Origin of the sequence: Duganella sp. Root198D2 (genome assembly GCF_001428585.1) — a bacterium.
Taxonomy (GTDB): domain Bacteria; phylum Pseudomonadota; class Gammaproteobacteria; order Burkholderiales; family Burkholderiaceae_D; genus Rugamonas.
This window is the reverse complement of sequence record NZ_LMIC01000003.1, coordinates 165,150-179,114: the sequence shown is the minus strand read 5'-3', so window position 1 is coordinate 179,114 and position 13,965 is coordinate 165,150. Positions and strand designations below refer to the sequence as shown.

The following is a 13,965-nucleotide window of genomic DNA, read 5'->3' as shown; positions in this document are numbered from 1 at the left end:
TACCGCGTTAATCCCAAACCAAAGGCATTAACATGGAACAATTTCACGGCACCACCATCCTGTGCGTGCGTCGCGGCAACGATGTCGCGATCGGCGGCGATGGCCAGGTCACGCTTGGCAACATCGTCATGAAGGGCACCGCCCGCAAGGTACGCAAGCTGTACCAGAACAAAGTCCTGTGCGGCTTTGCCGGCGGTACCGCCGACGCCTTCACCCTGCTCGACCGCTTTGAAGCCAAGCTGGAGAAACACCAGGGCCACCTGTTGCGCGCTTCGGTGGAAATGGCCAAGGACTGGCGCACCGACCGCGTGCTGCGCCGCCTGGAAGCGATGCTGCTGGTGGCCGACAAGGAATCCACCCTGGTGATCACCGGTAACGGCGACGTGCTGGAACCGGAAGGCGGCGTCGGCGCCATCGGCTCCGGCGGCAGCTATGCCCAGTCGGCCGCCAAGGCCCTGATCGAAAACACCGACCTGTCCCCGACCGAAGTGGTGAAGAAGTCGCTCACCATCGCCGGCGAGCTGTGCATCTACACCAACCTGAACCACATCATCGAGACCCTGGACCCAGCATGAACATGACCCCTCAAGAAATCGTCGGCGAACTCGACAAACATGTGGTCGGCCAGGGCAAGGCCAAGAAGGCGGTCGCCATCGCGCTGCGCAACCGCTGGCGCCGGCAGCAGGTGGAAGAACCGCTGCGCCACGAAATCACGCCAAAAAACATCCTGATGATCGGCCCCACCGGCGTCGGCAAGACCGAGATCGCGCGCCGCCTGGCCAAGCTGGCCGACGCGCCCTTCATCAAGGTCGAGGCCACCAAGTTCACCGAAGTCGGCTATGTGGGCCGCGACGTCGACACCATCATCCGCGACCTGATCGACATCGGCGTGAAACAGACGCGCCAGTCGGAGATGGCCAAGGTGCGCGCGCGCGCCGAAGACGCGGCTGAAGACCGCATCCTCGACATCCTGCTGCCGCCGCCGCGCGATTTCGGCTTCGCCAACGCGTCGGCCGAACCGCGCAGCGACGACGCCACCCGCCAGACCTTCCGCAAGCGCCTGCGCCAGGGCGAACTGGATGACAAGGAAATCGAGATCGAGCTGGCCGAACAAAGCCCGACCATGGAAATCATGGCGCCGCCGGGCATGGAAGAAATGACGGAGCAGATCAAGTCCATGTTCTCCGGCATGGGCGGCGGCCGCAAGAAGGCGCGCAAGATCAAGATCAAGGAAGCCATGAAAATCCTGCTGGACGAGGAAGCGGCCAAGCTGGTCAACGAAGACGAGATGAAAAAGATCGCCCTCACCAACGTGGAGCAGAACGGCATCGTGTTCCTGGACGAAGTGGACAAGATCGCCTCGCGCTCGGAAGCGGGCGGCGCCGACGTCTCGCGCGCCGGCGTGCAGCGCGACCTGCTGCCGCTGGTGGAAGGCACCACCGTCAACACCAAGTACGGCATGGTGCGCACCGACCACATCCTGTTCATCGCATCCGGCGCCTTCCACCTGGCCAAGCCGTCGGACCTGATCCCGGAGCTGCAGGGCCGCTTCCCGATCCGCGTCGAGCTGGAGTCGTTGTCGATTGCGGATTTCGAGCGTATCCTGACCAGTACCGACGCCTGCCTGACCAAACAGTACCAGGCCTTGCTGGCGACCGAGGGCGTGCAGCTGGAATTCGCGCCGGATGGCATCCACCGCCTGGCGGAGATTGCCTTCCAGGTCAACGAGCGCACCGAGAATATCGGCGCGCGCCGCCTGTACACGGTGATGGAAAAGCTGCTGGAAGAGATCTCCTACACGGCGACCGAAACCGGCGACCAGACCCTCGCCATCGATGCGGCCTATGTCAACCAGCGGCTCGATGCGCTGGCCGTCAACGAAGATTTGTCGCGCTATGTACTGTAATGGCTAACAAGCAGCTGGCAACCCGGCAGAAGATGCGGATGCGGATCGAGCCCTCGCAGAATTTCGGCAAGCCGCGCAACCCGATTGCGGCGCTGGCCAAGGCACGCGCAGCGGGGCCGCACGACAAGAACCGCACCACCGCCGAGCGCCAGTCTGCCAGGAAGCTGATCGGCAAGAAACTCGCCGGCTCCGATGACGAATAGCCCGGCCACGCTGCGCGTCGGCGACTGGAGCGTCAACCGGGTGAGCGGCGAACTGGCGCGCGCAGGTGCCGCCAGTGTGCGCCTTGAGGAGCGTGCCCTGCTGCTGCTGACCTATCTGGCCGACCACGCCGGCCAGGTGCTGTCCGCCGATGAACTGCTTACCCATGCATGGCCGGGCGTGATCGTTTCGCCCGACTCCTTGTACCAGGCCATCACGCTGCTGCGCCGCCAGCTGGGCGACGATGCCCGCAATCCCAGTTATATCGCCACTGTGCCGCGCCGCGGTTATCGCCTGGTGGCGCAAGTCACACAAGACGCGACGTGCCCCCCGGCGGCGACGCCACCGCCGCAGCCCGAACCCGAGCCGATCACTGCGCTGGCGCCATTGGTTGCGCCACTGCCGCAGGAGGCAGCAGCTAGCCTGCCGCCGCCGGCTTCCCGGCCGGGGCGGCGACGACGCATCGCAGTCATTGCCGGCATCGCGGCTGTGCTGGCAGGCGGCTTGGCCGCACTGCCCACGGCGCGCAGCGGCGCGCGCTCGGTGGCCGTGCTGCCTTTCCTCGACCTGACGGACGACATGAACGAAGAGCCGTTTGCCGACGGCATCAGCGAAGAACTGATCGTCAAACTCAGCAAGCAAGCCGGCCTGTCGGTCGCCCCGCCCGGCGCCTCCTACTTCTATAAGGACAAACGCAGCACCGCAGCCGACGTGGCACGCGCACTCAAGGTGGCCTACGTGCTGGACGGCAGCATACGGCGCTCCGGCGCTACCTTGCGCATCGCGGCCCGCCTCACGCGCGCGGCGGACGGCTTTGTGGTCTGGACCGAGAGCTACGACCGCACACCCGGCGACAAGCTCGCCATCCAGGAAGAAGTCGCCAGCGCCGTCAGCCGCGCAGCCGCCGCCAGGATTCAGTGAGCGCCGCTGTTCATCCGGGCCTGCTTGGCAGCGTCCATGTCCGGCCCCTGCGCCGCTTCCAGCTGGATCTGCACCGCAATCTCGTCGCCGACCAGGTCCATGTAGGCGTCCAGGCCGAACTCTGAGCGCTTGATCATGCTGCTGGCGCTAATGCCAACCGATGGCCTTTCGCTGACCCGGTTCATGCCGACTTTGTTGACCTTCATTTGCAGCACCACCGGCCGCGTTACCCCGGCTACGGTCAGCTCGCCATGCAGCAAGCCGTTCATGCCGTCCTTGCGTTCGATGCGGGTGCCGCGAAAACGGATTTCCGGCTGCTTGAACAAGGCCATCCAGGATTCGTCCTCGCGTATCTGATTATTCCAGAGACCGTCGCCCATATCCAGCATACGGGTCGGCATGCTCACCATCACCGAGGACTTCGACCAGTCCTCATGATCGAAGACGAAACTGCCCGGTGCAATTTTCAGCGTGCCCGATACCGGGATGAAGCCCTGGTGCTCCAGGCTGAAACTGACTTTCGACAGCTTGCTGACGATGGTGTAAGTGACCGGTGCGGCTTGCGCGGCGGTGGCGAGGAACAGTGCGGCGCAGGTCGCGGCGCGCTGGAACAAGCGGATCATATGAGGCTCCTTGCGAGTGGTTGGAGCCCACTTTGTACCGGCTAGTGCCGCTGAAGTCCTGAAAAAGACCTGAAAAGTTCTGAATTACGCTGAAATCACCAGATCGGGCCGAGGAACAGGTAAAGCGTCTGCTCGCCGTCGCGCGTGGCGCCGGCGCCCAGGAACAGCGGGCCGAAACGCGTTTCCACCGACAGGAAGGCGCTGCCGGCCTGCTTCAGGGCGCGCCCGCTGGCCGACGTGCCCCGGTCAAAACCGCCGCCCGTCTCCAGCGAGAATCCGGCCCGCATATTGCCGCCGAACGCGCTCGGCAGCGCAGCGACGCGGCGCGCCAGCACGACGCGCCCCAGCAAAATGGTCGGCTCCTGGATCGAATCCGCCGGCGTTCCCGACAAGCGCAGGAAGCCGCCCAGCGTGACCGGCGAAGCGCCGGCCTGCGCCTTGGCCCACTCCACCGAAACGTGTCCGGCCCAGTCATCGATGCGAAATGCCTGCAGCGCCGCGGCGCCCCAGTTGGTGCCTGCCGTGCCGACGCTCTTGCCGCTGCCCGGGGTCTGCTCGCGGCCGATGGTGATCAAGGTGCCGCGCGTCGGGAAGGCCAGCGAGTCCAGCGTATCGACGCGGAAGCGGGCGAAGGTCTTGGTGTTGTAGACCCGGTTCACCGGCAGCCCCGCATCCTGCGGGATCAGCTGCCGCACCGAATAGGCCTGGCGCTGCACGCCGACCGATAACTCGCCCCAGTTGCCGAACTGCCGCCCCAACGCCGTCGACGCCGTACGGGCGCTGTAGGAGACGCGCGCCATGCGGCGCTCCTTTTCGAAGATGTCGCCGCCTATCCTGCCCACCTGGGCCGCCGGCATGAGAAACCACTGCGAGCCCGGCCCCAGCGGCTGCCACCACTGGACGCCGATGCCGCGCTCATTGCCCAGCCGCCCCTCGGTGCGCAGTTCGCCGCCCCAGCTGTTCAGCGCGGACAGCACGTGCATCACCTTGATGGCGAAATTGTTCGAGTCGCGGAAGTCGCTCGCCAGCTCGAGGCCGACGCGCATGCGGCTGCGCGCCCATTCCGCTTCGGTAGTGCGGATGGTGACGGTACGTTCGCCGTCCACGTCGTCGATATCGGTCTCCACGCGGGCCATGTCGCCGCGGCCGTACAGCGCCACCGCGGCTTGCCGCACCTGTTCACGCGTGGTCGGCTTGCCCGGCTCCAGGCCGGACTGCTTTTCCAGCACTTCGGGATTCACTTCGCGCGCGCCCTGGACCTGCACTTTTGCCAGCTTCACCGGCCGGTCGGAATCGACCGGAGTGGCCAGGCGCAGGCTTTCCAGGCTGATGTAGTCGCGTTCCGGCAAGGCCAGCGCGGCCAGGCGCGGCGCCAGCTCGCGCGCGGCTGCTTCCCCGGCGGCCATGGCTTTGTCCCAGGTGGAGAAGTCGAGGAAGGTGATGCCCTCCAGCCGGGGCGCGATCAGGATGTCGTCCTTGCGCAATTCGCTGAGCGAGCGCTGTACATTCTGCTCGGTCAGGATCTGCAGCATCTGGTTGGCAACGCCCAGCGCGCTGCCCAACTCCTTTTCCGGCGCCAGCGTGGTGCCGACGTTGACCGCGATGACAATCTCCGCGCCCATGGCGCGCGCCATGTCGACCGGCAGGTTGCGAACCAGGCCGCCGTCGACCACCAGGTGGTCCTTGATGCGCACGGGAGCGAAGACGCCCGGCACGGCCAGCGAGGCGCGGATGGTCTGGAACAGCGGTGTGTTGTCGAGCACCACCAGCTCGCCGCTCAGCAGGTCGGAAGCCACCGAGCGGAAGGGCAAAGGCAGCTGGCTGACGGGCAGGTCGCGCGTACCGCGCGGCAGCAGGCGTTGCAAGGCCATTTCCAGCGCGGCGTTGCTGGCGGCGCCGGGCGGGCCCAGCACGCCGTGGCGGGTGATGCCGAATTCGATGCGCGAGGGGATCTGGATGTCTTCGTCGCGGCGGCGGAAATGCAGCTCGTCGCGCGCGGGGCGGTCGGCTACCACGCTGTCCCAGTCGGTGGTGGCGGCCATGGTTTCCAGGTCTTTCAGCGAGGCGCCGGCGGCCCAGGCACCGCCGATGACGCTGCCCATCGAGGTGCCGACGACGATGTCGACCGGGATGTGCATCTGCTGCAGGGCGCGCAGGACGCCGACGTGGGCGAAGCCCCTGGCGCCGCCGCCGGAGAGGACCAGGGCGACTTTGGGGCGCTTTGAAACCGGTGAAGCCGGGTCAGGCCCAGGGTTCTGACCCGCTGGCGCAGCCGCCGCAGGCCGGTTTTCGGCGGCGCAGGCGAAGCCCGTGCATAGTGCGAGGAGAAATACTAAGCGCTTCATCGCGCCTGCGGCGCCCCGCCACTGGGATGCGCCGAGCTGGTCGGCGGTTGCGCCGGCGCCATCTGCACCGGCGGCGGCGCCATCGGCGCAGGCGGCTGCGGCAGTGGAACGACCGGCGGTTCCTGCGGCCCGCCCATGCCTATCGGCGGGACGATGCCGCCAGTCGAACTCACGCCCTGGTCGCTCATCAGGTCAAGGCGCTTCTGCACCCCGCCTTCCATCAGGATCACATGGCGCGGCTGCACCTCCTTCACGCTGACGCCCGGCGACAGCTCGGAACCCACCGGGAAAGCCTTGGCCGGCTGTCCGTCAGCCGAAATGATCGCCACGCTGCCACGACCGCGGGTATCGGCCACCACGCCGCGCAACTGGTAATTGCTGGCGACAGCCACCGCAGTATTCCCGCCAAACAGTCCGCGCGCCGCGTCCATATTCGCTTCCGGCACCTGCGCCACGGGCGCCGCGGCGATCGGGCGCTGCTTCGGCTTGAATAGCTGCATGCCCCAGTAGGCCAGCGAGGCAGACAGCACTGCGACGGCGGCCACACTGCAGATCAAAGGCAAACGTTTCAATTCAATTCTCCAGGTTCAGCGCACGAGCTGATTGATTTCGATGATCGGCATCAGCACGGCCAGCACGATCAGCAGCACCACCACGCCCATGGCCAGGATCAGCATCGGTTCCAGCAGGCCGGCGATGGTCAGCGTGCGGCGCTCCAGGTCGGATTCCTGCGCGCTCGCGGCGCGATCCAGCATGGCGGGCAATTCGCCGGTGATTTCGCCGGCGCGGATCATGTGGATCAGCATCGGCGGGAAGTGTTTTTGCGCCGACAGCGAACGGGCCAGGCTGGCGCCTTCGCGCACCGAGTCGCTGGCCTGTTCAACCAGGTCGCGCATGGCCACGTTGGACAGCGTGTCGCGGCTGGTTTCCAGCGCGCGCAGGATAGGCACGCCGGAGCCGGTGGTGATCGCCAGCGTGCTGGCGAAGCGCGAAGTGTTCAGGCTGCGTTCGAACTTGCCGTACAGCGGCGCGGTCAGCAGCCAGGTGTGCCAGCGGCGCTTGATCTCCGGGTTCTGCAGCATGCGCCGCACCACGAAGCCGCCCGCAACCATCAGGCCCAGCACCACGAAGCCGTAGCTGCGCACGAAGTCCGAGATCGCCAGCATGATCACCGTCAGCAGCGGCAGCTTTTGCTTGGTGTTGGCGAACACCGACACGATCTGCGGCACCACGTAGGTAAGCAGGAAGATCACGATCAGGAAAGCCACCACGGTCACGATGGCCGGGTAGGTAAAGGCCAGCTTGACCTTCTGCACCAGCGCATTGCGCCGTTCGATGTAATCGGCAAGGCGCGACAGCACGCGCGACAGCTGGCCGATCTGTTCGCCGGAAGCCACCAGCGCGCGGTAGATTTCCTGGAAATCGCGCGGATGGCGCGACAGCACGTCCGACAGCGAAGAGCCGCCCATCACTTCCGAGCGGATGGAGGCCACCAGGTCGCGCACATACGGGCGCTCGGCCTGTTCCAGCAAGGCAGTGAAGGCCTGCTCCAGCGGCAGGCCCGCTTCCAGCAGGCTGGCCAGCTGGCGCGTGAACAGCGCCAGTTCGGTGGTGCTGAGCTTTTCGCCGAAACCGCGGCGCGAGGTGGCGCCGCTGGCATCGACTTGCGCTGCAATGGCGTCGACCTTGATCGGCACCAGGCCTTGCGAACGCAGGTCGGCGCGCGCGGAGCGGGCGCTGTCGGCATTGACTACGCCCTTCTTGCTGGCGCCTGCCGCGTCGACGGCTTCATAACGGAAGGCCGGCATCGCTTAGTCCTTCGTCACGCGCAGCAATTCGGCCGGCGTGGTGACGCCCTGCTGCAGCCAGCGTTCGCCGTCTTCGCGCATGGTGATCATGCCGCCCTGCTGCTGCGCGGTGGCGCGGATTTCCGCTTCCGAAGTGCGGTCGTGGATCTGGGCGCGGATATGCTCGTCGGTCTGCAGCAGCTCGTAGATGCCGACGCGGCCCTGGTAGCCGGTGTTGCCGCAATGTTCGCAGCCGACGGCCTTCCATTGCGCGCCGTCGAAGCTCTTGCAGCTGGGGCACAGCTTGCGCACCAGGCGCTGGGCCAGCACGCCGAGCAGGGAAGACGACAGCAGGAACGGTTCGATGCCCATGTCCAGCAAACGGGTCACGGCGGCGGCGGCATCGTTGGTGTGCAGCGTCGCCAGCACCAGGTGGCCGGTCAGCGAGGCCTGCACCGCGATCTGCGCCGTTTCCAGGTCGCGGATCTCGCCGATCATGATCACGTCCGGGTCCTGGCGCAGGATGGCGCGCAGGGCCTTGGCGAAAGTCATGTCGATACGCGCATTGACTTGGGTCTGGCCGACGCCGTGCAGGTCGTATTCGACCGGGTCTTCCACCGTCATGATGTTGGTGGAAGTGTTGTTCAGCATCGACAGCGCGGCGTACAGCGTGGTGGTCTTGCCGGAGCCGGTCGGCCCGGTGACCAGCACGATGCCGTGCGGCTGGTTGATCAGGCTGTTGAACTGCCCCGTCATTTTCTCGCTCATGCCGAGGTGGGACAGGTCGAGCCGGCCCGCCTCCTTGTCCAGCAGGCGCAGCACGGCGCGTTCGCCGTGGCCGGTCGGCAGCGTGGAGACGCGCACGTCGACCGGCTTGCCGCCCACGCGCAGCGTGATGCGGCCGTCCTGCGGCAGGCGCTTTTCTGCAATATCCAGCTGCGCCATGATCTTGATGCGCGAAATCAGCGAGCCGTGGATCGCCTTGCGCGGGCGCACGATGTCGCGCAGCGCGCCGTCGACGCGGAAACGCACCACCGAGGTCTGCTCGAACGGTTCGATGTGGATGTCCGATGCGCCGTCGCGCAGGGCTTGCGTCAGCAGTGCATTGATCATGCGGATCACCGGCGCATCGTCGGACGATTCCAGCAGGTCTTCAATGGCCGGCACGTCCTGCAGCAGCTTGGTCAGGTCCAGGTCGGCGTCGAATTCTTCCGCAACCTGGGAAGCGTCGCCGCTGGCACTGGCGTAGGCGGTGGCAATCGCCGCTTCCAGGTCGGCGCGCGACAGGTGCTTGAGGTTGATGCGGCCGAAGCGGCGCGACACTTCCGCAATCGCGGAAGCCGGGGTGGCGGCCGACATCATCACGTCGACCGCGTGCTCGGCTTCGGCGCTGGGCTGGGCCAGCACCAGGAAGTCGCGCGCAAAGGCGTAGGGCAGCAGGTTGCTCATTGCTGTTGCTTCTGTTCAGGCGTGCTGCGCGGCGCCGGTGGCACCGGACGCACCATCTGGCCGCCGCCGCTCGGTTCACCGTTCACCAGCTCCGGCAGGACTGGACGGCCCAGGTCCTGCATCACCATGCTCGACGCAGGCTTGGACGCTTCCTGCGAAGCGCGGATGAAGTCGTAGCGGTCGGCGGTCAGGCTCATCTGCTGTTCGCGGTTGCGCACCACCACCGGGCGCAGGAACACCATCAGGTTGGTTTTCTTGCGGCTGCGCTTCTGGTATTTGAACAGGTTGCCGATGATCGGGATATCGCCCAGGCCCGGCACTTTTTCCACGCCATCGCTGGTGTCGTCCTGGATCAGGCCGCCGAGGATCAGCACCTGGCCGTCGTCGGCCAGGATATTGGTCTCGATCACGCGGTTCTTCAGGATCAGGCCACTGTTCGAGGTCACGCTGGTGTCGATGCTCGAGCTCTCGTTATAGATCGCCAGCTTGATGGTGCCGCCTTCCGAAATCTGCGGCCGCACCTTCAGGGTAATGCCGACGTCCTTGCGGTCCACCGTGGTGAACGGGTTGCCGGTGGTGCCGGCCGAGGTGTTGTAGGAGCCGGTCACGATCGGCACGTTCTGGCCGACCTTGATGGTGGCCACTTCATTGTCCAGCGTGATCATGTTCGGCGTGGACAGGATATTGCTGTCGCCGTCCGAGCCCAGCGCGTGGGCAATCGCGCCCAGTCCCAGCTTGCCGTTGGCGAGCTGTTTGAACACGCCCAGCGTCAGGCCGGCGCCAGGCGGCGTCGGCACCGCGGTGCCGGTGCCGCCATTGGCCAGGTTGTTCAGGCTGATCAGGTTGTTGCCGGAGTCGGTCGCGAAGGAAGTGCCGCCGCCGATGCGGTAGCTGCTGTTGGAGTTGCCGCTCAGGCCCGCCCACTGCACGCCGAATTCGGACAGCTTGTCGGCGTTGACTTCGACGATCATCGATTCGATGTAGACCTGCGCGCGGCGCACGTCCAGCTGGTCGATCACGGAGCGCAGGTTGCGGTACACGGCTTCCGGCGCGGTGATGATCAGGGTATTGGTGGTGGCATCGGCCTGGATATAGCCGGCCGCACCGCCGGCGCCCGACGACTGCGCGCCGCTGCGGCTGCCGCTTTGCAGCGCCGGGTTGCTCGGGCCGTTCTGGCCGGTGCCCGCTTGCGAGGACTGGCCCATGCCGTACTGGCCGCCCGGGTTGTTGCCGGTGCCGCCGGTTTGCGAAGACAGGCTGGCGCTGCCCGACTGGCTGCTGCTGCTGCTGCCGCCGTCGCCCGACACCACGGAGCGCAGGGTTTCCGCCAGCTTGGTGGCTTCCGCATTCTTCAGGTAGACCACGTGCACATTGCCCGCCTGCGCGGTCGGCTGGTCCAGCTTTGCGATCAGGGACTTGGCCAGGTTGGCGCGCGCCGCAGACGGGGCGCGCACCACCAGCGAATTGGTGCGCGGGTCCGGCACCAGGGTGACGCGGCCGGCATCGCCGCCGGCGCCCGGTTCCATCAGCTTGTTGATCATGGCGGCCAGGTCGCTGGCGATGGCGTAGCGCACCGGCACCACGTCCAGGTCGGCCGACGACGGCGCGTCGAGCGAGGCGACGATCTTGGCCAGGCGCTTCAGGTTGTCCGAGTAGTCGGTAATGACCAGGGTGTTGTTGCCCGGGTTGGCGTTGATGGTGTTGTTCGGCGTGATCAGGGGACGCAGCACGGTCACCAGGTTGGCCGAGTTTTCGTGGTTCAGGTGGAACACCTGGGTCACGATCTGGTCGCCCTGCGGGCTTTTCTGGCCGCCGATGACGGTCGGCGAGGCCTGCAGCTTGGCTTCCGCTTCCGGCACCACCTTGGCGTAGCCGTCGCCGCTGACGATGGCGTAGCCTTGCAGGCGCAGCGCGGAGGCCAGCAGCTGGAAGGCTTGCGACTTGGTGATGGATTTCTCCGAGACCAGGGTCAGCGTGCCTTTGACGCGCGGGTCGATCAGGAAGGTGATGTTGGTGTAATGGCCGACGGCCTTGATCACCGATTCGATGTCGGCGCCGACAAAATTCAGCGCGGCTTCGTCATTGGGCTGGGCCCAGGCCGGCACCGGGGCGGCGGCAGGCGCCAGCGCACAGCACAGCAGCGCGGCAGCGCTCAGTCGGCGCAGTGCCGGGAAGGGGGTTGGGCTTGCAGTGTGTGTTTTCATTATCGGAACTCTAGTGCAATGACGTTTTTAACGCTATTTGGCTTACGCTGGCCCAGCATGCTCAGCAGGCCGCCAAGCTGGTCTTCAAATCCTGTTGCCGCTTCCGCCTGGCCGGAAAACTCCAATCGGCCACGCTCGAACTTTCCCGCACCGCTCAACAACAGCGGGCCGCGCTGCGAATTCAGCGCCAGCGCGGCTTGCTGCCCTTTCCAGTCGAAGGCCAGCTGGTAGCTGCCCAGCGGCTTCACCGGCGTCAGGCGTGACGACATGTCCTGCATTTCCAGCGTGGTGCGGCCATTCAGCGCCACCGCCTGCCCTTCCCGCGCCAGGTGCAGCGAAGTCCAGGACAGCTTCATGCTGCCGCTTGGCGCCAGCGTGTTCAGCGGCGCACCCAGTCCCGCCAGGCCGTCGGCCGGCAGCATCAGGGCCGCCGGGCTGACGTCCCAGCTGTTCCAGCCGCCGCGCAGCGACACCGGCTGCGTCAGGGCGTCCGGGTTCTGCAATTCCAGGTCGACGCTGCCGAACAGGACCAGCGGCGACAGGCGCCAGCTGAATCGTCCCGGCAACAGCGGCGTGACCGCGCCATCCTTGCTGGCGGCGCCACCGATGAAGGCGGAACCGCGCCACAGCGTACCCTGCGCATCGCCCAGGGTCAAACGGCCGCCGCTCTGGCTTTCCACGACTTGCCCCATCCAGCTGGCAGGCAGGAAAACCAGCACCGTCAGGCCTGCGCTGAGCACAATCGCCAGCAACCACAATACTGTGCGCTTCATTGTGCGGACGACTCCTGGCGCAGGGTCAGGTTGGCGTCCACCTGGCCAGCCGGGCCTTGCTGCGTCACGCTGCCTTCCTGCACTGCCACGCGCTGCTCGCGGCGCATCGCATCGAGCCAGGTCACCAGGCCGGCAAACGGCACACCCTTGAATTCCACTTTAATGTAATCGCCCGTGACCGCCAGGTTTTGCGTAACCAGGCCGGCCGCTTGCAGCCGCGCCGCCACACCGTCCTTGCTCAGGGGCTGCGGCTGCACCGGCGGCTGGGCCGCCAGCTGGCTCGCCTCGCCGGCCAGCGCTTGCAGTTCGGCCACCTGCTGGTTCAGTTGCGGCAGCTCCTTCTGCAGCCTGGCACGGCCGGACAGCGCCGGGTCGACCAGCACGCCCCACACCAGGCCGAGGCCGACCACGGTGCCGCCGATGGCCAGCATGCGCTGCTCCTGCTCGGTGCGCGCGCCCCACCAGGCGGCGGCAGCAGCACGGTAGCCGTTGATGGCGTCATGCAGTTTTGCCATTATTTGCCCCCCGCCTTCACCAGCCACACGCCAGGGCCGCTTTCGGTGGCGCTCATCTTGCGCTGCGCCAGCGCGGCCTGCACTTGCGCCAGCGCGTTGGCGTCGACGCTGTTCGGCTTGAACCTGACCGTCATGCTGCGTTCCTTGTATTCGATGCCTGCCACCGCTTCGCGGTTAGGCAGCACGGCCAGTGCTTCGCCCAGCACGGCGCTCATATTGGTGAATTCATCGGCAGTACCAGCGCCGTTGCTGGCGCGCGCCAGGGCGATATTACGGCGCATTTGCGCTACCGGGTCGCCAGTGACGGGCTGGTTGGGGTAGGCCGCGCGGAATACCTGCACCATGTTCTGTTTCACGGCATCGGCTTCGCGCTTGAGGCGCATCCATTCCCAGTTCATGCCGACGATATTGACCAGCACCGCCGCGATGGCAATGCGGTACGGCCACTTCCAGCGCGCCCAGGCGCGGGCGGTGGCGCCGCTGACGGCGCCCAGGCCGGCGGCCAGGTCGAACGTCACCGCTTTCGCAGCAGCGATACGGTGCACCCAGTTGTCTTCTTCAATCGTAATGCCCGGCACATTGGCTGCCGCCGCGGCATACTCGGCGCGCTGGGCCGGCGCCACGTACAGCGTGAGCGGGGCTTCGCCGGCCAGTGCGCGCAGGGTGTGCAGCGCGGGTTCGGCGGCATTGGGCAGGGTCAGGCCCAGGCCTTCATTCGGCGCGCTGCGCAGGGTCAGTTCCAGGCCGGCCTCGTCCACGCCCAGGGCGGCGGAGACGCTGCCCGGCGCCAGCGGCAGGCTCAATTGCACCGGCAATGCCGATACGCCGTGCGCGCCTTGCGCCACCAGCGCCTTGACCAGCACTTCCAGCCAGGCGCGGTTGGCCACCGCCACCACGCGCTCGTCGCTGTCGCCGCTGGCAGGCGCCAGGGCCAGCACGCAGTCGGCCGGGTCGCCCAGCACCTGTTCTTCCACCAGGTTGGGCAGGGCGGCCTTCAGCCGGGCGCCCGACAGCGGCGGCATTTTGACTTTCAGCAGCGAAACATCGGCGGCTGCCAGCAGCAGCACCACGCGGCGCGCGCCCGACACCAGTTCGCCCAGGTTGCCCAGCGCACCGGCGCCCTGCTGCATCACATTGCCGCCATCGCCCACCAGCGCGAACTGGCAGCTCGCCGGCACGCCGTTGTCGGCGGCGGCAGCGCGGGCTGGATACCGAATGTAGAGTGTTGTCAAAGCTGGCCT

At 66.6% G+C, this 13,965-nt stretch carries 13 protein-coding genes; 4 read left to right on the top strand and 9 right to left on the bottom strand.

Features of this window, described 5'->3' with window-relative positions; translation table 11 throughout:
- The first annotated feature begins 32 nt into the window (after positions 1–32).
- Genes hslV through ASE26_RS05925 form a run of 4 tightly spaced genes read left to right on the top strand, consistent with a single transcriptional unit; the run spans position 33 to position 3,028 of the window.
- On the top strand, positions 33–575 hold the full coding sequence (gene hslV / locus ASE26_RS05940; RefSeq protein WP_055928147.1) for an ATP-dependent protease subunit HslV: 543 nt from the start codon (positions 33–35) through the stop codon (positions 573–575).
- Positions 572–1,906, top strand: a complete 1,335-nt coding sequence (hslU, locus tag ASE26_RS05935) for an ATP-dependent protease ATPase subunit HslU (protein ID WP_055928143.1) — start codon at positions 572–574, stop codon at positions 1,904–1,906. Before hslV ends, hslU begins: the two co-directional genes overlap by 4 nt.
- Positions 1,906–2,109 (top strand): hypothetical protein, encoded by a 204-nt coding sequence (locus ASE26_RS05930; RefSeq protein WP_055928141.1) that lies wholly within the window; start codon positions 1,906–1,908, stop codon positions 2,107–2,109. Before hslU ends, ASE26_RS05930 begins: the two co-directional genes overlap by 1 nt.
- A complete protein-coding gene (locus tag ASE26_RS05925; protein WP_055928139.1) occupies positions 2,099–3,028 on the top strand; it encodes a winged helix-turn-helix domain-containing protein in 930 nt (309 codons plus the stop codon). The genes ASE26_RS05930 and ASE26_RS05925 overlap by 11 nt, the downstream gene beginning before the upstream one ends.
- On the opposite strand, the gene ASE26_RS05920 is transcribed toward ASE26_RS05925, so the two are convergent.
- From ASE26_RS05920 to gspL, 9 genes are all read right to left on the bottom strand, one after another.
- Positions 3,022–3,651: a YceI family protein gene (locus tag ASE26_RS05920; protein ID WP_055928136.1), complete on the bottom strand. Its 630-nt coding sequence runs from the start codon at positions 3,649–3,651 to the stop codon at positions 3,022–3,024. The genes ASE26_RS05925 and ASE26_RS05920 overlap by 7 nt on opposite strands.
- Positions 3,652–3,746: 95 nt before the next feature.
- Positions 3,747–5,996 (bottom strand): patatin-like phospholipase family protein, encoded by a 2,250-nt coding sequence (locus tag ASE26_RS05915; RefSeq protein ID WP_055928132.1) that lies wholly within the window; start codon positions 5,994–5,996, stop codon positions 3,747–3,749.
- Positions 5,993–6,568 (bottom strand): type II secretion system protein N, encoded by a 576-nt coding sequence (locus ASE26_RS05910; protein ID WP_055928129.1) that lies wholly within the window; start codon positions 6,566–6,568, stop codon positions 5,993–5,995. Before ASE26_RS05910 ends, ASE26_RS05915 begins: the two co-directional genes overlap by 4 nt.
- Positions 6,569–6,583: 15 nt before the next feature.
- Positions 6,584–7,804, bottom strand: a complete 1,221-nt coding sequence (gene gspF / locus ASE26_RS05905; protein WP_055928126.1) for a type II secretion system inner membrane protein GspF — start codon at positions 7,802–7,804, stop codon at positions 6,584–6,586.
- 3 nt (positions 7,805–7,807) lie between these two features.
- Positions 7,808–9,232, bottom strand: a complete 1,425-nt coding sequence (gspE, locus tag ASE26_RS05900) for a type II secretion system ATPase GspE (protein ID WP_055928124.1) — start codon at positions 9,230–9,232, stop codon at positions 7,808–7,810.
- On the bottom strand, positions 9,229–11,436 hold the full coding sequence (gspD, locus tag ASE26_RS05895; protein ID WP_055928121.1) for a type II secretion system secretin GspD: 2,208 nt from the start codon (positions 11,434–11,436) through the stop codon (positions 9,229–9,231). Before gspD ends, gspE begins: the two co-directional genes overlap by 4 nt.
- Entirely contained in the window at positions 11,436–12,209 is a 774-nt protein-coding gene (gene gspN / locus ASE26_RS05890) for a type II secretion system protein N (protein ID WP_055928118.1), read from the bottom strand. The genes gspD and gspN overlap by 1 nt, the downstream gene beginning before the upstream one ends.
- Positions 12,206–12,724: a type II secretion system protein GspM gene (gene gspM, locus ASE26_RS05885; RefSeq protein ID WP_057245758.1), complete on the bottom strand. Its 519-nt coding sequence runs from the start codon at positions 12,722–12,724 to the stop codon at positions 12,206–12,208. Before gspM ends, gspN begins: the two co-directional genes overlap by 4 nt.
- The gene (gene gspL / locus ASE26_RS05880) at positions 12,724–13,956 is read right to left on the bottom strand and encodes a type II secretion system protein GspL (RefSeq protein ID WP_055928111.1); all 1,233 of its coding nucleotides are present in this window, start codon (positions 13,954–13,956) and stop codon (positions 12,724–12,726) included. Before gspL ends, gspM begins: the two co-directional genes overlap by 1 nt.
- Positions 13,957–13,965 lie beyond the last annotated feature (9 nt).